Below are 17,704 nucleotides of genomic sequence, written 5' to 3'. Positions count from 1 at the left end.
CGGCTCAACACACAAACTTGCCACAACCCTGTGGGTTTGTGCCTTCAAGCCGCTGGCGAAGTCACTCCATTGCCACTACTTGAAAAGTAGTCTGCAAAAGCTTAGTGTACTGAAAACCAAACTACACAAACTAAAGCGGTAGCCGCCTTCCGGGTTCGTTCAATCCTACTCCCAGAGGAGCTGTCCCATGTCCCAATCTGCCCTCACTAGGTTTCTAAGCACGTCCTCAACGGTATTGGACGGGTCCCGTGCTCCTTGAACGTGCCGAACTCCGCGTCGTCTCACTCCCTCTGCTCAAACCCTTCCGGACCTCCTTCGGCGAGGTGAGGGATAAGACCTTTATCCTGCTGCGGCTGTTCGGCGAAGGATTGGAGGGGGTTGCCGAAGGGGTCATGGACGCCCAGCCGCAGTACCGTGAGGAAACTATCAGTGGCGCACTGGCGCTGCTGCGGGAGACCATCCTACCCGCAGTGCTAGGAAGGCGCTGGAACAACCCCGAGGAGCTCATGCGTCACCTCTCCAGTTTGCGTGGCAACCGCATGACCCTCGCCACTTTGGAGATGGCCTTCTGGGACCTGTGGGCCCGGGGGCTGGGCCTGCCACTCTCCACCCTGCTGGGTGGCGTGCGCAGCGAGGTGCCGGTGGGCGTTTCGCTGGGCATCCAGAAGTCGGTGGAGGCCACGGTGGAGAGTGCCCTTCAGCACGCCGAACAGGGCTACCGGCGCATCAAACTCAAGATTCAGCCCGGTTGGGACGTGGAGGTGGTGCGGGCCGTTAAGGAGGCGCTCCCGGGCCTGCCCGTGACGGTGGACGCCAACGCCGCCTACTCCCTGGCCGACCTGAACACCTTGCGTGCGCTGGACGAGCTGGGCCTGGACTACATGGAGCAGCCGCTAGCGTGGGACGACCTGCGTGACCACGCCAAGCTCCAGGCTCTCATGCGCACACCCCTGTGTCTGGACGAGTGCATCTCCACCGCCCAGGACGCCCGCAAGGCGCTCGAGACCGGGGCGTGCCGCCTCATCAACATCAAGGTCGGTCGGGTGGGCGGCCATCTGGAAGCGCGGCGAGTCCACGACGTAACGGCCGCCTTCAGTGCTCCGGTGTGGTGCGGCGGCATGCTGGAGAGCGGCGTCGGACGGGCGCACAACATCCACCTCGCCACCCTGGAGAACTTCACCAAGCCCGGCGACACCAGCTCCTCCTCGCGCTACTGGGCACGCGACCTCATCCACGAGCATCTGGAAACGCGTGGAGGGCTGATGCCCGTGCCCCAGGGTCCAGGTATCGGTGTGACCCTGGACCTGCCCTTCCTGGACAGCGTCACTCGGCAAACCGAGGAGATCGGCCCGGTCACCCGGCCGGTCGCCGGGAGCCCCGCGTGACCGGAGCCCTCACCGTCCGGGAGCTGGGCGGCCTGGACGAACTCGCGCGGACGCCGCCCCTGGCGCGGTCCATCTGGGGAGAGGCCGACGCGCCGGAAGATCCCATCCTGCTGCACGTCCTTCAGCACGTCGGCGGCCTGATCGCAGGGGCCGTGGACGGCCAGGGACAGGTGTGGGCCTATCTGGTCGGGCTCCCCACGGCCCAGCCGGACACCCAGCACTCCCACCGACTGGGTGTGCACCCACGCTGCCGCCGCCAGGGGCTGGGTGAGCGCCTGAAGCACTTTCAGCGGGCGTGGTGCCTGGAACGGGGCGTCACGCGGGTGCGCTGGACTTTCGACCCCCTGCTGCTCGCCAACGCGCACCTGAACATTCACCGGCTCGGAGCGGCAGCGGTCACCTACCTCCCGAACTACTACGGCGAGATGACCGGTATCAACGCGGGTGTGCCCTCCGACCGCTTCGAGGTGGAGTGGCAGCTGGACAGCGAGCGGGTGACGGCGCATCTGAACGGACATGCGGGTGACAACTGGCCTGCGGGCGAGGCGTTCGATCCTCTCCACGACGGGTTGCCCGCCGAGACACCTGACGCGCTGGCCGTTCGCGTCCCGGCGGACTACTACCGGATGCTGCGCGAGGAGCCGGGGCGGGCCCTGGAGTGGCGGCGGCGGACCAGGCCCCTCTTTGACAGCCTGTTTCAGGCGGGACATGCCCTGGTGGATGTGGACGTCGCCCATCAGCAGTACCTGTTCCGGCGGAGGGTCGTGTGTTGACCTTTGTGACACGCCGATTGCTGGCGCTGCCGCTGATCCTGCTGGCGGTGACCTTTCTGATCGTGCTGGTGATGCAACTGATACCCGTTGAGCAGCGCGCCGCCGCCTACATCACTGATCTGGCGCAGCTCTCGCGCGTCCCGGAGATCATCAAGACCAACCACCTGGACGCCAGCGTCTTCGAGCAGTACTGGCGCTGGCTGGGGCAGGCACTAGGCGGCAATCTGGGTTTCTCGCGCACCAGCGGGCAGCCGGTGCTCAGCACCCTGATGGCGCGCTTTCCCGCCACGCTGGAACTGACGCTGTTTACCCTGATTCCGCTGATTGGTCTGAGCGTGTGGCTCGGCTCGAAAGCTGCTGTACAGCGGGGCCAGGCCGCCGACGCAGTGATTCGAGTGATCGCCGTGATCAGCTACAGCACCCCCAGTTTCGTGCTGGGCGTATGGCTACTGGTGATCTTTTACGGGGCACTGAACCTGCTGCCTGGCACTGGGAACCTGAGCAACGACAGCGCAATCTACTTCCTGACGGGTGAGATCAAACGGGTGACCGGACTCGTGACCATAGATTCCCTGCTGAGTGGCCGCCCGGACGTCTTCTGGGACGCCATCAAGCACCTGATCATGCCTGTCTTTACCTTGATGATCGTGGGCAGCGCCGGGCTGATCAAGGGCACGCGCACCAGCATGCTCGAAGCCCTGAACAGCGATTACATCCGCACCGCCCGTGCCAAGGGAATCACCGAGAGGGTCGTCATTCGCAAGCACGCGCGGCGCAACGCCCTGCTGACAGTCATCACGCTCGCGGGCCTGAGTGTGTCCGGGCTTCTTCAGGGGGCAGTGATTGCCGAGACGCTGTTCGGCTATCCAGGCGTCGGAGCCTGGGCCGCGCAGGCGGCGGCGCTGGGCGACCTGCCGGGCGTGCTGGGCTTCGCGCTGCTGGCGGCGACCATCGTGGTCCTCATCAATCTGGGCACCGACTTGGCCTACACCATCATTGACCCGCGTGTGAGGTACGCGTGACTGTCGTCCGTGGAGGTGGATCTCGTGCTGTCCGGGGGAAGGCGAGAAACGGCTTCTGGGCGAGGCTCTTCCGCCGCAACCGGCTGGCCCGGGTGGGAGCGGTCTTGGTCGGCCTGTTCCTGCTGGCGGCGCTGCTGGCCCCGGTGCTTGCCCCGCCGCAGGGCAACTGCCGCCGGGCGCTGGGCATGAACGAGACTCAGACCATTCCCGGCCCGCTGGCCTACCTGCGCGAGGTGGTGGCGACCCCCGACGCTTGCCTCCAGATGCCGCGCGTTGGCTTTGCTGCCCAGCCCAATCCACCGGCCCCCGACGCGCCACTGGGCCGCGTGAACGGGTACGATATCCGTTACGGCCTGGTCTGGGGCACGCGCACTGCCTTTTTCCTGGGTCTGACGGTGCTGGCGACCACCGTGAGCCTCGGCTCACTGGTGGGCCTGACTGCTGGCTTCCTGGGTGGCGCGATCGACAACCTGCTGATGCGCCTGACCGACGTGATCTTCGCCTTTCCCGCGCTGGTGCTGATCCTGGTGCTGGTGGCCGCGCTGGGGCCGGGGCTGCTGAATATCGTCATCGCCCTGAGCCTGGTGTCGTGGGCAGGACTGGCCCGCGTGGTGAGGTCGGAGGTGCTGCGGCTGCGCGAGTTGGAGTTCGCGGCGGCGGCGCAGAGCCTGGGAGCCAGCCGGGCGCGCGTCGCGCTGCGTCACGTGCTGCCTAATGCCATCGGGCCGCTGCTGACCATCGTGGTGCTGGAAATGGGCAGCCTGCCCATCGTGGCCGGAACCCTGTCCTTCCTGGGACTGGGCACGCCGCTGGGTTACGCCGACTGGGGGCAATTGATCGCCCTGGCCCAGAAGTGGATCCAGGGGCCGCCCGGCCAGCCCTTCGCATACTGGTACGTCACCCTCTTTCCGGGCCTGTGCATTTTTGCCTACAGCCTGGGCTGGAGCCTGCTGGGCGACTCCCTGGCCGAGGCGTTAGACCCCCGGAACCGCTGATGCCGCCACTCTCCGGTCCTCCCCCTTAACCCTGACCCCTCCGCATTGTTGCGCGTGCCGACCACCCCTCGTTCACCCGCTCACTTCTCCTCCGGAGGTTCACCCATGAAGCGCTCCCTGCCCACCCTGACCCTGGCTCTCATTGCCTCAAGCGCCCTGGCAACGCCGAAAGACGCGCTGGTCTACCAAGTTTCCTCGGCCACCGCCAGTGTGGAACCCGCGCAGGCCCTGGTGACCTATGACGCGTTGCCGACCATGCAGATGTACGAGGGCCTGTACCTTAACAACTTTGGTAGGTACGAACCGCTGCTCGCCACCGGCTTCACCCAGAGCAAGGACGGCAAGACCACCACCTTTACCCTGCGAAAAGGGGTCAAGTTCCACGACGGCAGCACCATGACCTGCGCCGACGTCGAGTATTCGATGCGCCGCACCTTCTTGGTGGGCAGCGAAACGTCGCGGGCCGCGCAGGTTCGCGCCAATCTGCTGAGCATTCCCGGCTTCACGCCGGAGGTCAAGAAGACCTTCACCTTCGCCAAGCTGTCGAGCCTGGTCAAGTGCAATGCAGCGGGGCAACTGGTGCTGACTCTGGACCGTAACGTCCCCAGCCTGCTGGATTCCATCACGACGACGTACATCGTGCCAATGAAGGCGCTGGTGGCGGGCGGCGACTGGAGCGGCACGGCCAGAGACTTCGCCGCCTTTATGGGCAAGGACGTGTCCAACTCCACGCTGGCGCAAAAGCCTATCGGCACCGGGGCGTACCAGTTCGTGGCGCGCGATCCCAGCCGCTTCGTCATGAGGGGCTTTGACGGTTACTGGGGGGGCGCACCCAAACTGAAAAACGTCATTATTCAGAAGGTGGACAGCGACACTGCTCGCGTGCTGGCGCTGCAAAAGGGGGACGCCGACATCGCCATCGTCCCCGACCGCGACACGCTGGCAAAACTCAAGGGCGTTCCCGGTGTCAAGGTCTACGAGGATCTGCCCACCCAAAACCTGACCGGCGTGATCCTGTTCAACCAGAACATCAAGGACGACAAGCTGCTGCCCGCTGGCCAACTGGCCGAGAACAACATTCCTGTCAACTTCTTCAGCGATATTCACGTTCGCCGCGCGTTCGCGGCGCTGTTCGACACCAAGACCTATGTCCGCGACGGACAGAAGGGCTTTGCTCAAGCCCGCAACACCACCCTGCCTCCCAATAACTGGGCCGAGGACAAAACGCTCAGGCCCCCCGCCTACAACCTCAAGACCGCCGAGGCCGAACTCAAGCAGGCATTTGGAGGCAAGCTGTGGACTACCGGCTTCACCGTTCCCCTGGAGACCTACGCTGGCCTCGGAATATCCGACGTCATTGCGGGCATCTTCAAACAGAACATCGAGAAGCTGAACCCCAAGTTCCACGCCACCATCAGTACCCTGGAACTCAGTGCGGCCAACGCCAGGCTGCTGGGCGGCAAATCAGCCTTTGGTGCGCTGACCTGGGGCGGCGCGGACCCCGACACCGTGCTGCGCGGGCTGTACAGCTCCGGCGGCATCCTGGCCCCAGCCACCAACTTCAAAGACCCCAAGCTGGAAGAAATGCTGGACAAGGCCCGCGACACCGTGGGCCAGAATGCCCGGAGGCCCCTATACCGCACGGTGCTGCGCTACCTGAACCAGCAGACCTACGCTTTCCCGCTGCCGCAGCCGCTGGCCTTCGCAGCCACCACGTCAGCCCTTAAGGGCTACCCGGAGTTCAACAACACCAATCTGTTCCGCGTGCTCAGCAAGTAAGCCGCTCTGGCTGCCACGTCCATGCCCGCCGCGTTTCCCCCTTCGCGGCGGCAGGAAAAGTCGGTCCTCGCGACAAGTTCGCCCGCCTCCTCCAGCTTCCCTCACCAAGGAGAACACCATGACCGCCACCACCCCAGAAAGCAGCACCGACCTCGCCTCGCGCTTCGAGCAGGAGGCCAGGCGTCTCCTGGAGGAGTACAAGGTTCCCGGCGTGGCCCTGGGCCTGCTCACGCCGGACGGCGACCACTTCGTGACCCTGGGCGTGACCAGTGTGGAAAACCCGCTGCCGATCACCGAGGACACCATCTTCCAAATCGGCAGCACCACCAAGACCCTGACCTCGCTGACGATCTCGGCGCTGGAGGCGCAGGGCAAGCTGAAGCGGGACGACACGGTGCGGACCTACCTGCCCGACTTCAGGCTCAAAGACGAGTCGGTGGCGGCGCAGCTGACCATCCTCGACACGCTGACTCACCAGGGCGGGTTCCAAGGCGACCTGTTCGAGGACACCGGTGACGGCGACGACGCGCTGGCGCGGGTGTTGGACAAGCTCGCCGAGGCGCCGCAGGTCGTGCCGCTGCGGGGCCACTGGAGCTACAACAACGCGGGCTTCTACGTGGCCGGGCGGGTGATCGAGGTCGTCACCGGGATGACCTGGGAGGCTGCCGTCACGGAGCTGGTCCTGAAGCCGCTGGGCATGGACCACACCCTGTTCTTCCCCAACATGATCATGACCCACCGCTTCGCGGCCGGGCACAACAAGATCGAGGACGAGTTCAAGGTGCAGCGGCCCTGGCTGATGGTGCGCTCGGCGGGTCCGGCGGGCAGCACCTGCTCCTCGACCGTGAACGACATGGCGAAGTACGCCCACTACGTCATGTCAGGCACGATGGCCACTAGGCCAGAGGCGCAGGAAGGCAAGTCTGGCGATGGAGGGGCCGAAGCTGCCGGACCCTCGCCGCTGGAGACGCTGGACCGCAGCCGTCTGTGGACGCCCGTGCGGCCCATCGGTATCGCGCTCAACGGCTTTCCGGGCGAGCGGGGCCAGATCGGGCAGAGCTGGTTTCTCGACCAGTACGAGGACGCGCTGATCATCAGCCATGGCGGGACCACCATGGGGCACCAGTCGGACTTCTGGGTGTCGCCGGACCGCAAGGTCGGCTTCATCGCCCTGACGAATGCCAGCAACGGGCACGCCTACAACCGCAAGCTGAGCGAGTGGGTCAAGCGCGAGGTGCTGGGTCTCACGCCGCCCGAGACGGACGCCTACCAGCCTGGCGAGGACGAGCTCAATGACCTGGCGGGCAACTACCTGGTCGTGGGGCAGCCGCTCAAGATCGGGGTGGAGGTCCGGGAGGGTGTGCTCACCCTGCTGGTCCCAGATACTGCGGCGGGCGGCACCAAGGACGCGGCGCTGCGCTTCATCGCCCCTGACCGCGCGATCATCAGCGGCGGCGACATGGACGGCTACGCCATCGACTTCCTGCGGGATGCGGGGGGGCAGGTCGAGTTCCTGAAGGTCGTCGTGCGGCTCTACCCGCGCGAGCGGGCCGAGGCAGAAACGGCCACCCCCAACCTCCCCGCGCTGGAAGAGGTGTGAGCTCCCCCATCTGGATCAGCGGCGGCACCCTGATCGACGGAACGGGTGCCCCGGGCCGCCGGGCCGAGGTGCTGATTGAGGGGGACCGGATCGCCCGCATCGCCGAACCCGGCACGCCCGCGCCCGAAGGAGCCGAGGTCGTGGACGCCTCCGGCCTGGTGGTCGCCCCCGGCTTCATCGACGTGATGAGTCACTCGGTCGCCAGCCTGCTGCACGACCCCCGCAGCCTGGGCAAGGTGACGCAGGGCGTGACGACCGAGATCATGGGCGAGGGCTGGACCCCCGCGCCCAAAGTGGCCTGCGAGCCGCACGGCTTCCCTATCCACGGTCTGCCGGGGGGAGACGAACGTTGGGCCGAGCGCTCACGTGGCTGGACCCGCTTCGGCGACTGGCTCGCGGCCCAGGAGGAGGTGGGCTCCGCCGTCAATTTCGGCTCCTTCCTGGGCGGGGCCACCGTGCGGATGTCCGCCAAAGGACACGCCCAGGGCGCGAGCAGCCCCGAGGAACTGGCCCAGATGCGCCGGGTGACCCGTGAGGCGATGGAGGACGGCGCCTTCGGGCTCGCCACCGCGCTGATCTACCCTCCGGGCAGCTACGCGAGTACCGACGAGTTGGTGGCCGTGTGCGAGGAGGTGGCCCGGTTCGGCGGCATCTACATCACCCACATGCGCTCGGAGGGCGAGGGCATCCTGGAGGGTTTCGCGGAGGCGCTGGAGATCACCGGGCGCAGCGGGGCGCGGCTGCACCTCTACCACCTCAAGGCCGCCGGGCGTCCGGCCTGGCCCCTGATGGAGCCCCTCATCGAGCGGGTGAACGCCGAGCGCGCCGCGGGCCGGGAGATCTACGCGGACATGTACCTGTACACCGCGGGGGGCACGGGCCTCTCGGCGGTCACGCCCCCCTGGGCCAGCGAGGGCGACCGGCTGCGGGAGCGACTGCGCGACCCTGAGGACCGCGCCCGCATCCGCCAGGCAATGCTGGAGCCGGACGGCACCTGGGAACCACTGGGCAACTTGGCAGGACCGGAGGCGGTCTTCCCGGTGGGACTCAGGCACCCCGACCACCAGCCCTACAATGGGCGCTCGCTGGCGGAGATCGCTCAGGAGCGCGGGCAGGACTGGATTGACGCCGCGCTCGACCTGATCGAGCAGGAGCCCGAATGGGTCGGCGCCCTGTACCACCTGATGAGCGAGGAGAACATCGAACGTCAACTGCGGGAACCCTGGGTCATGCTGGGTTCGGACGCGGCGGGGTACGACCCGGCCGCCCGGACCGACGGCGGCACCGGGGGCCATCCCCGCGCGTTCGGGAACTTCACCCGGTTGCTGGCCCATTACGTCCGCGAGCGCCAGATCCTAAGCCTGGAGGAGGCCGTCCACCGGATGACCGGCCTGCCCGCGAGACACCTCGGGCTGGAGGGACGCGGCGAGCTGCGCGCCGGGGCCTTCGCGGACGTGGTGATCTTCGACCCGGCCACTGTGCGCGACCGGGCGACCTACCCAGACGCTGAGGAGCTGTCGGAGGGCGTGCGCGACGTCTGGGTGAACGGGGAACGGGTGCTGAGGGAAGGCGAGCACACGAGGGCATACCCTGGCCGCCGTCTGTACCATCTGGGCGCAGCTCAACCCGCCCAACACGCCTGAAGACGGATACCCGTGTGGACCGGCGTGAGGAAAAGGTATGACCCGGGACGCCAGAGAGGAGGGAAGAATGGCTCGACAGATTGAGCCGCCCATCATTGTGGACGGCCATCTCGACCTCGCATGGAGCAGTCAGGCCAACGGGCGGGACCTGACGCGGACGGTGGCTGAAATTCGCCAGGCCGAGAGCCGCACGCGCGACAGCGTCATGCTGACCCTGCCCGATCTGGCGCGCGGCCACATCGCCCTCGTCTTTGGCAGCCTGTACGCCGAACCCGCCAACCTCTCTTTCGCTCAGGACCTCGTCGCTCCTCCGCCCGGCCATCACCCTCCCGGCTACACCACGCCCGAGGAGGCGCGGGCCCAGGCGGTCTCGCAACTGGAGCAATACCTGCGCTGGGAAGAAGGTGGGCACCTGCGCCTCGTCCGCACGCGGGACGACCTGGAAGACCACTTACGCCGCTGGCCGCGGGACCCCGTGCCCGGTGTGGTGCTCACTATGGAGGGCGCCGACCCGGTCCTGGTGCCGGACGACTTCGACTGGTGGTGGCGGCAGGGCGTGCGGTCCGTGGGCCTGGCCTGGACGGGCACGAGATACGCCGGGGGCACCGGGGACCCGCGCGGCCTCACTGCGCCCGGCCGCGAACTGCTCGCGGCGATGCAGGAACGCGGCGCAATGCACGACGCCTCGCACCTCGCCGAGGAGGCGTTCTGGGAGGCGGTCGATCTAACCGCGCCCGGGGCGCTGATCGCCTCCCACAGTAACGCTCGGACCCTCCTGTCTTCCGCCACACGCCGCCCCGACCTGCCACCCGATCGGCACCTGAGCGACGACATGATTCGCGCGATAGGACGCGGTGGGGGTGTCATCGGCCTGAACCTGATGAACTCGTTCCTCGACGCGGACTGGACCCTCCGGGAGCGGGCCGTGCCGGTCCGGGTCAGCGATCAGGTCGCGCGCCACTGGGCCTATGTGGCGGACCTCATTGGGTGGGAGGGGGTCGGCATCGGCTCGGACCTTGACGCGGGGGCGGGCCGCGAGGAAAGCCCGGAGGAACTCGACGACGCGGGGGACTGGCCCCGGCTGGCCCAGGCTGTGCCGGAAGAGCACCGCGAGGCCGTCCTGGGGGGCAACTGGCTGCGCGTCCTGCGCGCCAACCTTCCCAACACGGGGGCAGCGAAACCCCAGCTCCCGACGTGATGGGCACACAACGTCATCGCCGGGGAATGTTGGCCCATCCGGCCAGGTTTCATCGTTCTTCACTCAAGGAGCGTTGCTATGACCATAAGCGCGACGAACAGCACGGACCTCGCTACGGCCTTCGAGCAGGAAGCCCGGCGCCTGCTGGAGGAGCACAGAGTTCCCGGCGTGACCCTGGGACTGCTGACTCCCGATGGGGACTATTTCGTCAACCTCGGCGTCACCAGTCTGGAAAACCCCCTGCCGGTCACCTCTGATACCTTCTTCCAGATCGGCAGTACCACGAAGACGATCACGTCGCTGACCTGCTCCGTGCTGGAGGCGCAGGGCAAGCTGAGGCTGGACGACACGGTTCGAACCTACCTGCCTGATTTCAGGCTGAAAGACGAGTCGGTGGCGGCGGAGGTCACCGTCCGCGACCTGCTGACCCACCAGGGCGGCTGGCAGGGCGACCTGTTCGAAGACACCGGCGAAGGCAACGACGCTGTGGCCCGGGTGGTGGGGTTCATGGCCGGGGTGGAGCAGATGGTGCCCCTGCGTGGCCACTGGAGCTACAACAACGCGGGCTTCTACGTGGCCGGGCGGGTGATTGAGGTCGTCACGGACCAGACCTACGACGCCGCGGTGACCGACTTGGTGCTCAGGCCGCTGGGGATGGAGCATACCCTCTTCTCGGCCAACCAGATCATGACCTACCGCTTTGCTGCGGGTCACAACAAAATCGGCGACGACATGGTCGTGCAGCGCCCCTGGATGATCATGCGCTCGGCGGCGCCCGCAGGCAGCACCTGCTCCTCGACTGTGCAGGACATGGCGCGCTACGCCCACTACATGATGTCGGGCAGGGTGGCTACCCTGCCCGGGCCCGGCGACCAGGGCTCCCCTGACGCCGAACTCACCACCGTCTCGCCGCTGGAGACGCTGGATCGGCGCGCGCTGTGGGAACGTACCATCCCTATCGGCCTCTCGCTGAGCGGCTCTGCGGGCACCTCGGGCGAGATGGGCCAGAGCTGGTTCGTGGACCGGCCTTCCGGAACGCTGATCATCAGCCACGGGGGCACGACCTATGGGCAGCAGTCGGACTTCTGGGTGGCCCCCGACCGTGGGGTGAGCTTTATTGCGATGACCAACGCTTCCAACGGGCACGCCCTGCACCGCAAGCTGAGCGAGTGGGTCAAGCGCGAGGTGCTGGGTCTGAGCGCCCCTGCCCTGGACGAGCACACCATCACGCCTGAGGAGATGTGGGCGCTGGCGGGCGACTACACGGTCTTTGGCACGCCGATGAGCGTGGGGGTGCGGGCTGAGGATGACGGGTTGAGGCTGACCCTGCCCAACCTAACGGGGGAGGGGCCGGAGACGGTGGCCCTGCGCCTCATCGGCCCGGACAGAGCAGTGATTGCCGGGGGCGACGCGGAAGGTTTTGGGGTGGAGTTCCTGCGTGGGGCTGACGGGCAGGTGGAGTTCCTGCGCCTCGGTGGGCGGCTGTACCCCCGGGCACGTCAGGCTGTCGAAGCGGAACCCCAGCTCCCCACCAAAGCCCTGTGAGCTGCCAGGTTCGGATCGGCCGTGGCCCCTTCGCTGGAGAAGACGGAGCATACGGAGTTTCTCGGACGAAAGCTTGTAGCGTGAACCGATCATGACGACGAGCTCCCTCACTTCGACGGCTGCGTCCACGACAACTGTTGAACGGCTGCGTATGAACCTGGACAGCTTCGGCCAGCGGGACCAGCTCATCGCCCGCTTTGTCATCGATCACGCCGAGGAGCTGCCTTTCCTGAGTGCCGGGGAGATCGCTGAAGCCCTGGGGGTGAGCGGCCCGGCCATCACCCGATTCAGCCAGCGGGTTGGCTACGAGGGGTATCCCCACCTGCAACGCTCGGTTCGCCAGGACCTGCGAGCCACCCTGGGCATCAAGCAGCCGGGGCGGCAGGACGCGGTGGTTGCCAGCTACTGGGCGAGCGAGCGCGCTAATCTCGATGGCCTGGAGGCTATTGGAGAACATCAGCTCCTGCTCTTTGCCACGGCGATCACCAGTGCCCGGCAGGTCTGGATCGTCGGGGCCCGTTCTTCGTATGGGCTGGCGCTCATCGCCGAGTCCCTGCTGTCACCGTTCCGACCCAGGGTGCGCGCCTACTCGGCCGATACCCTGAACGGCCAGCCCGAGCAGCTTCTGGAGGTGACCGCCGAGGACGTTGCGCTGGTCTACACGTTGCGCCGCTATAGCCGCACTACCACTCGGGTCACTACTGCGCTTCAGAACCGTGGGGTGAAGGTGTTGCTCATGACCGACCAGGGAGCCTCGCCGCTCGGTAAGATTGCCTTTCAGAGCATTCGGTTGCCGACTCAAGGGTCAGAGGTGGTCGCCTCGCTGGCGCCCTTCATCAGCCTGACCTCCGTGATTTCCACGTTGGTGGCCAGGGAATTGGGAGGCGAGCATCTCCAACAGGCCGAACTGCTCAAGGCTGACTTCTCTGTGTACGAGTATTGAAGAGCTCGCGTGAGGGTGCCCCCGTGGTCGGCCCGGTCCAATTGCACTTCGAGCGTACCTCTGAGGTGCTCCCCCAGCTTGGGCCAGGTCAGGTTGGAGACACAGGGCGGGCGGTGGACCGAAGCCACCTGGGCTGCGAACGCGCCTGGAGCGAGATTTCCCAGCGCCGAGTGGGGCCTGTGTTGATTGTCGTCCGATCTCCAACGTTCGATCTTCTCGGCGGCATCCTCCATCGACAAAAACCAGTGGGCGTTCAGGCACTCATCCCGGAAGCTGCCATTGAAGGACTCGATATGCGCATTGTCCTGAGGCTTGCCAGGACGGGAAAAATCCAGCGTCACCCCCTGTTCGTAGGCCCAGAGGTCCAGAGCCTTGCTGACGAACTCACTGCCGTTATCGACTTGGATGCGTTCTGGTCGTCCTCGGTGCCTGGCCGCCTCGGTGACCACCTCGACGACCCGCTCAGCCCGAAGGCTGACGTCAGCATGGATCGCCAGGCACTCGCGGGTAAAGACGTCGATCAGGGTCAGCGTTCTGAACCGCTTGCCGTTGAACAGCGCGTCTGAGACGAAAGCAAGCGACCAGACCTGGTTGGCCTGCTCAGGGGTTGTTCGCGCAGCGCGGTGCGCGGCGCTCACCCTGCGACGTGGACGCTTCATGCGCAGATTCAACCCGGCTTGCTGGTAGAGCCGGTACAGCCGCTTGTGGTTGATTCGCCAGCCTTCCCGGCTCATGAGAACGTGGATCCGGCGATCCCCGTACCGCACGCGGGTCTGGGCGATCTCGGTCATCCTGTGCAGGATGACCGGCTCATCGGCCTGCACCTGGGGCACGTACCGCTGCACCGAGCGCCACACCTTCAGCACTCGACAGGCCCGCCGCTCGCTCACCTGGTAGGTTCCTTGCAGGTGCCCCACCAATTTCCGCTGCTGGACGGGCTTCAAAGCTTTTTTGAGACCACATCCTGGAGCATCGCCTTGTCCAGGCTCAGGTCCGCCACCAGCTGCCCCCGCTTCCGGTTCTCCTCTTCGAGCTGTCTCAGACGGCGCAGCTCGGGGACCCCCAGGCCCGCGTCCTTCTTGCGCCAGTGGAAGAACGTGGACTCGGCAATGCCCATCTTGCGGCAGACTTCGCCGACGGAGACGCCACTTTCGGCTTGTTTGAGGGCGAAGCTGATCTGCTCTTCGGTGTGCTTTTTTCCCTTCATGCTGGCCTCCGGGGGGCGCCCCCTTCAGGATGCCAGACTCATCTGGGCCGGTTTTGCGGGAGCAGGTCACCTCTTGGGGGCATCACTCAACCCGGCGACACGCTCGGCGGCAAATCGTCGGCGCCAGCTTCCTACGGTGTCGTCGCTCAATCCCACCGGTGCCACGATCTGGCTCAGCGTCGCTGTGGGTTGGTCGGCGCTGAGCAGAATGACCTTCCCTCACGTCGCCAGACCCCGCGGGGTCTGGCGACGCCGCACGAGCGCCGTCAGCCACTGCCGTTCCTCGTTGGTCAGGAGAGGCACAGGGGATGTGGGGCCTCGGTGCATCGTCCACCTCCCACTCCAGCCCACCCCTCTATCTCCCGGTGTTCCTCTGAATCACTGCACTAGTGGGTCAGTTGGCGCAGGAGTAGGCTTTGAAGATGCCTCGTCGGCAGAAGAATCCGCTCCGGGCCCTGACGGATGAAGAGCGCGTCGAATGAGAGCGGCTAAGTCGCTCGCACCAGACCGCAGCGGTGATGGTCGGCCGCGCCAAGGTGTTACTTGGGGTGGCCGCTGGCCTGCCCTACACCCAGGCAGCTCGTCGGGCTGGTCGAACATCAGGGGATGGAGTGGCTCACCTGGTGGCACGCTTCAACCAACACGGACTCAAGGCGTTGGAAACACGTCCAGGTGGTCGTCCCCCTGTGATTTACGGTTCCGCTGAGCGGAACCGTATTCTCGAAACGGCCCGCCGAAAACCCGACCGAGAACAGGATGGCACCGCGACTTGGTCGCTCTCGACGTTGCAACGCGTGCTGCGCCGCGAGCCCGGCTTCGAGCACCTCAGTACCTTCACCATTCTGGGTGTCTTACACGAGGCGGGGCTGACCTGGCAGCGGGACCGGACCTGGTGCGAGACCGGCACGGCCAAGCGGCAACGCAAGACCGGCGTGGTGGTCGTGACTGACCCCGATGCTGAGGCGAAAAAAAGTTGATCGAACGCGCCTATCTGGAAGCGGAACGGGATGGGCTGGCGGTGTGGGTGGAAGATGAAGCCGGGCCCGACCAGGCCATTTTCCATCCGGGGACGAGTTGGCAACCCCAAGGGAGCCCGCCCGACTGCCCCACGAGTATGTCCGGGGCGGGACGGCCAAGTGGCTGACCCTCTTTCACCCCGCCAGTGGGCAGGTGCGGGTTCGAGGTGTGATGAGTTGTACCCATGCCGTGCTGCACCCCTGGATGCAGCAGACCTTGACGGAGGTGTTGAAGACGCTGCCGGTGGCAACACCGTTGCCACCGGCAGACCACCGGGCAGGCTGGGAACGCTGGCAGGAGGGGTTCAGCGTGAAGTTCACGTTGCTGGAGACCTTGCCGCCACTCCGCCTGCTACTGGTTTTGGACAACCTCACCGGGCACAAGACGCCCGAACTGGTGTGTTGGTTGATGCGGCAGGGCATCATGCCGCTGTACACCCCTGTGGCAGGGAGTTGGTTGAACATGGCCGAGTCGATCCAGCGCATTCTGGTTCGTCGCGCCCTCGCAGGTCACTGCCCGACCAGCGCCACCCAAGTGATCGAGTGGTTGGAAGCCAGCGCCCATGGGTGGAACCGCCACCCCACACCCTTCGTCTGGGGCGGAAAACGACGAGACCGCCGACAGCGGTCTCGTGCACGACGACATCCTTTGGGCGGTTCTGGCGCCTGTACCCTTCAGCCCATCTCCTGAAACCTTACGGCTATCCCAACTGACCCACTAGTCGAGCGGAGGAAGACCTTCGGTCTCCTCCTCTCATCAAGAAGCTGCCGCGGGGGCCAGCAGTTCCAAGGTGCGGTGCTGATGCTCTTCGGCCACGGCCAGGTTGACCAGGATCAGCTCATCAGCCTGCACTTCCCCAACCAACGCTTCGAGGCCACCCACCACGTCTGACTGCGTACCGACAACGGTGCGGTCAAGCATTCCCAGTATCTGCTGCGCCTGGGGGTGCCCTCGCACAGCCCTCAGGTCCTCTGGACTCAGTGATTGTCCACGGCCCAGAAATGCCTGGAGCCAGCCATCTTCGGCCTGCCTCCGCTGGTCAAGGGCCGTACTGGTGTCGTCCGCAGCAATCACGTTCACAGCGGCGATGAAGTGCGGTTTCGCCTCCGGGCTAGCGAGGGGACCACCAGGGTCGAAGGTCTCCCGGTAGATCCGGGCCGCATCATTGAGCGCTGCGGGAGCAAAGTGAGACGCGAACGCGTAGGGTAGGCCGAACTGGGCGGCGAGTTGTGCGCCGAACAGCGATGACCCGAGGATGTACAGCGGCACCTGGGTGCCCGCACCGGGGTAAGCGTTCACGCCAGCAATGAGCGAATGCCCGCTGAGGTAGCCGTGCAGCTCAAGGACGTCGTGGGGAAAGCGGTCTGCTTCGCGTCCGTCGCGCCGCAGGGCACGCATGGTCGCGCCGTCCGTTCCGGGCGCGCGGCCCAGGCCCAGGTCAATGCGGCCTGGGTAGAGCGTTTCCAGCATGCCGAATTGCTCCGCGATCACCAGCGGCGAATGGTTGGGCAGCATGACGCCTCCCGCGCCGACCCGCAGATTCTCGGTCTGTGCGGCCACATGCTGAATCATCAGGGCGGTGGCTGACGACGCGATGGTGGGCGCGTTGTGGTGCTCGGCGAACCACAGGCGGTGATACCCGAGCCGGTCGGCGGTGCGGGCCAAGCGCACACTGCGGGCGATGCCTTCAGCGGCGGGTTCATCTTTATGGACCCGGGTGAGGTCGAGCAGCGACAGAGGAATAGAGAGAGCCATGGGCGATTCTCCTTGAAAGTGGGTGGGGCTTTACGGTGAGAGAGATCTGGGGTCGATGCCGTACTGCGGCGGAACCCCCAGGTTCTCCCACAGGATGGGGACAACCGGGTCAACAAAAGCGGTGAGGCAGAAGAAAGTACGTGTCGTCATCCACGTTACTGGAGTACCCTCGGCGCTTCACCTGCACATTCTGCTCTGTGCAAAGTCACTCCCCGAAACGTCAAACCCGTTCTTGGCAGCCTCTGAGAGTCCGCCTTTACGCTGAAGGTGTGAGTGCCCTTCGTCCTTCAGGAGGTCCATGATGCATCTGGTTGAAGAGGTCCGTGCCGCGTGTGCCGACCTGCCCGGCACCCGGGAGACCTTCCCTTTCGACACGCGCAACCTCACCTTCAAGGTCGGCGGGGAGGACCCGGAAGGAGGGCCTCCCCTATGGCGGATGTACGCCATGGTGGACATCACCGAGGACCCTTTGCGGTTGCTGGTCAAGTGCGAACCGGAGCGTTCGGCCCTGGTGCGCGAGACCTACCCGCAGGTGGTCCCTGCGCTGTACTTCGGGGGACACTGGGTCTTCCTCCCGCTGGATGGGACGCTGCCGGAGGAGCTGCCGCACGAGTTGTTGGTGCATTCGTACAACTTGGTCGTGAGCAGGAACCTGCTGAAGCGGATGCGCCCACAGTTTCCCCCCGTCAACGAAGGGCTTGACCACGGGGGGACGAACTTCCAAAACGACCCTTCAGCACTGAACCCCGTTTGACGTCCCCCTGGTCAAGCAAGAGTCGGCGAACCAGCAAGACGTTCCGCCACCGACAGCACAGCCCTCGGCGGCTGGGGGTCAGCCCCTC

At 65.9% G+C, this 17,704-nt stretch carries 15 protein-coding genes and 1 pseudogene; 13 read left to right on the top strand and 3 right to left on the bottom strand.

Annotation, left to right across the window (positions count from 1 at the left end; all coding sequences use genetic code 11):
* The first annotated feature begins 248 nt into the window (after window positions 1-248).
* The 10 genes from menC (at window position 249) to F784_RS0119960 (ending at window position 12,883) form a co-directional block, all read left to right on the top strand.
* Window positions 249-1,385, top strand: coding sequence for an o-succinylbenzoate synthase (gene menC, locus F784_RS0120005; protein ID WP_019588499.1), 1,137 nt, complete (start codon window positions 249-251; stop codon window positions 1,383-1,385).
* Complete coding sequence (locus F784_RS0120000; RefSeq protein WP_019588498.1) at window positions 1,382-2,158, top strand: GNAT family N-acetyltransferase; 777 nt, start codon at window positions 1,382-1,384, stop codon at window positions 2,156-2,158. The genes menC and F784_RS0120000 overlap by 4 nt, the downstream gene beginning before the upstream one ends.
* A complete protein-coding gene (locus tag F784_RS0119995) occupies window positions 2,152-3,180 on the top strand; it encodes an ABC transporter permease (protein WP_019588497.1) in 1,029 nt (342 codons plus the stop codon). Before F784_RS0120000 ends, F784_RS0119995 begins: the two co-directional genes overlap by 7 nt.
* Entirely contained in the window at window positions 3,177-4,175 is a 999-nt protein-coding gene (locus F784_RS0119990; protein WP_026332611.1) for an ABC transporter permease, read from the top strand. The genes F784_RS0119995 and F784_RS0119990 overlap by 4 nt, the downstream gene beginning before the upstream one ends.
* 105 nt (window positions 4,176-4,280) lie before the next feature.
* Window positions 4,281-5,954, top strand: coding sequence for an ABC transporter substrate-binding protein (locus F784_RS0119985; RefSeq protein WP_019588495.1), 1,674 nt, complete (start codon window positions 4,281-4,283; stop codon window positions 5,952-5,954).
* 118 nt (window positions 5,955-6,072) lie between these two features.
* Entirely contained in the window at window positions 6,073-7,554 is a 1,482-nt protein-coding gene (locus F784_RS0119980; protein WP_019588494.1) for a serine hydrolase domain-containing protein, read from the top strand.
* Window positions 7,551-9,197 carry an N-acyl-D-amino-acid deacylase family protein gene (locus tag F784_RS0119975; RefSeq protein ID WP_019588493.1) on the top strand — a complete coding sequence of 549 codons (1,647 nt, stop codon included), beginning with the start codon at window positions 7,551-7,553 and terminating at the stop codon, window positions 9,195-9,197. Before F784_RS0119980 ends, F784_RS0119975 begins: the two co-directional genes overlap by 4 nt.
* A 67-nt stretch (window positions 9,198-9,264) precedes the next feature.
* The gene (locus F784_RS23965) at window positions 9,265-10,395 is read left to right on the top strand and encodes a dipeptidase (protein ID WP_019588492.1); all 1,131 of its coding nucleotides are present in this window, start codon (window positions 9,265-9,267) and stop codon (window positions 10,393-10,395) included.
* A 78-nt stretch (window positions 10,396-10,473) separates the two neighbouring features.
* Window positions 10,474-11,940 carry a serine hydrolase domain-containing protein gene (locus tag F784_RS0119965; protein WP_019588491.1) on the top strand — a complete coding sequence of 489 codons (1,467 nt, stop codon included), beginning with the start codon at window positions 10,474-10,476 and terminating at the stop codon, window positions 11,938-11,940.
* 91 nt (window positions 11,941-12,031) lie between these two features.
* Entirely contained in the window at window positions 12,032-12,883 is an 852-nt protein-coding gene (locus F784_RS0119960; RefSeq protein ID WP_040383636.1) for a MurR/RpiR family transcriptional regulator, read from the top strand.
* A gap of 128 nt (window positions 12,884-13,011) precedes the next feature.
* On the opposite strand, the pseudogene F784_RS25625 reads toward F784_RS0119960, so the two are convergent.
* Both F784_RS25625 and F784_RS27920 read right to left on the bottom strand, forming a co-directional pair.
* A pseudogene (locus F784_RS25625) lies at window positions 13,012-14,090 on the bottom strand (IS3 family transposase); the annotation flags it as partial.
* Window positions 14,091-14,156: 66 nt separating this feature from the next.
* On the bottom strand, window positions 14,157-14,297 hold the full coding sequence (locus tag F784_RS27920; RefSeq protein WP_425387135.1) for a helix-turn-helix domain-containing protein: 141 nt from the start codon (window positions 14,295-14,297) through the stop codon (window positions 14,157-14,159).
* 311 nt (window positions 14,298-14,608) lie between these two features.
* Between F784_RS27920 and F784_RS25620 the strand changes: the two genes are divergently transcribed.
* The gene (locus F784_RS25620; protein ID WP_083939300.1) at window positions 14,609-15,067 is read left to right on the top strand and encodes a helix-turn-helix domain-containing protein; all 459 of its coding nucleotides are present in this window, start codon (window positions 14,609-14,611) and stop codon (window positions 15,065-15,067) included.
* A 229-nt stretch (window positions 15,068-15,296) separates the two neighbouring features.
* Window positions 15,297-15,797, top strand: coding sequence for a transposase (locus tag F784_RS25615; RefSeq protein ID WP_342662498.1), 501 nt, complete (start codon window positions 15,297-15,299; stop codon window positions 15,795-15,797).
* Window positions 15,798-15,863: 66 nt separating this feature from the next.
* Here the strand turns inward: F784_RS25615 and F784_RS0119940 are convergent, their stop codons facing one another.
* Window positions 15,864-16,862 (bottom strand): LLM class flavin-dependent oxidoreductase, encoded by a 999-nt coding sequence (locus tag F784_RS0119940; RefSeq protein ID WP_019588486.1) that lies wholly within the window; start codon window positions 16,860-16,862, stop codon window positions 15,864-15,866.
* A gap of 298 nt (window positions 16,863-17,160) precedes the next feature.
* Here F784_RS0119940 and F784_RS23960 point away from each other — a divergent pair, with 298 nt between their 5' ends.
* The gene (locus F784_RS23960; protein ID WP_019588485.1) at window positions 17,161-17,616 is read left to right on the top strand and encodes an MmcQ/YjbR family DNA-binding protein; all 456 of its coding nucleotides are present in this window, start codon (window positions 17,161-17,163) and stop codon (window positions 17,614-17,616) included.
* The last annotated feature ends 88 nt before the right edge of the window (window positions 17,617-17,704 follow it).

This window comes from Deinococcus apachensis DSM 19763 (assembly GCF_000381345.1).
Classification (GTDB): Bacteria; Deinococcota; Deinococci; order Deinococcales; family Deinococcaceae; genus Deinococcus; species Deinococcus apachensis.
Note: the sequence above shows the minus strand (reverse complement) of the source record. Positions and strands in the feature narration are given on the sequence as shown.

Bases quoted from the DNA above. Each gene is read 5' to 3' on its own strand.
- F784_RS0119985 (WP_019588495.1), top strand. From the start codon at position 4,281: ATGAAGCGCTCCCTGCCCACCCTGACCCTGGCTCTCATTGCCTCAAGC.
- F784_RS0119980 (WP_019588494.1), top strand. From the start codon at position 6,073: ATGACCGCCACCACCCCAGAAAGCAGCACCGACCTCGCCTCGCGCTTC.
- F784_RS23965 (WP_019588492.1), top strand. From the start codon at position 9,265: ATGGCTCGACAGATTGAGCCGCCCATCATTGTGGACGGCCATCTCGAC.
- F784_RS0119965 (WP_019588491.1), top strand. From the start codon at position 10,474: ATGACCATAAGCGCGACGAACAGCACGGACCTCGCTACGGCCTTCGAG.
- F784_RS0119960 (WP_040383636.1), top strand. From the start codon at position 12,032: ATGACGACGAGCTCCCTCACTTCGACGGCTGCGTCCACGACAACTGTT.
- F784_RS25620 (WP_083939300.1), top strand. From the start codon at position 14,609: ATGGTCGGCCGCGCCAAGGTGTTACTTGGGGTGGCCGCTGGCCTGCCC.
- F784_RS0119940 (WP_019588486.1), bottom strand. From the start codon at position 16,862: ATGGCTCTCTCTATTCCTCTGTCGCTGCTCGACCTCACCCGGGTCCAT.
- F784_RS23960 (WP_019588485.1), top strand. From the start codon at position 17,161: ATGATGCATCTGGTTGAAGAGGTCCGTGCCGCGTGTGCCGACCTGCCC.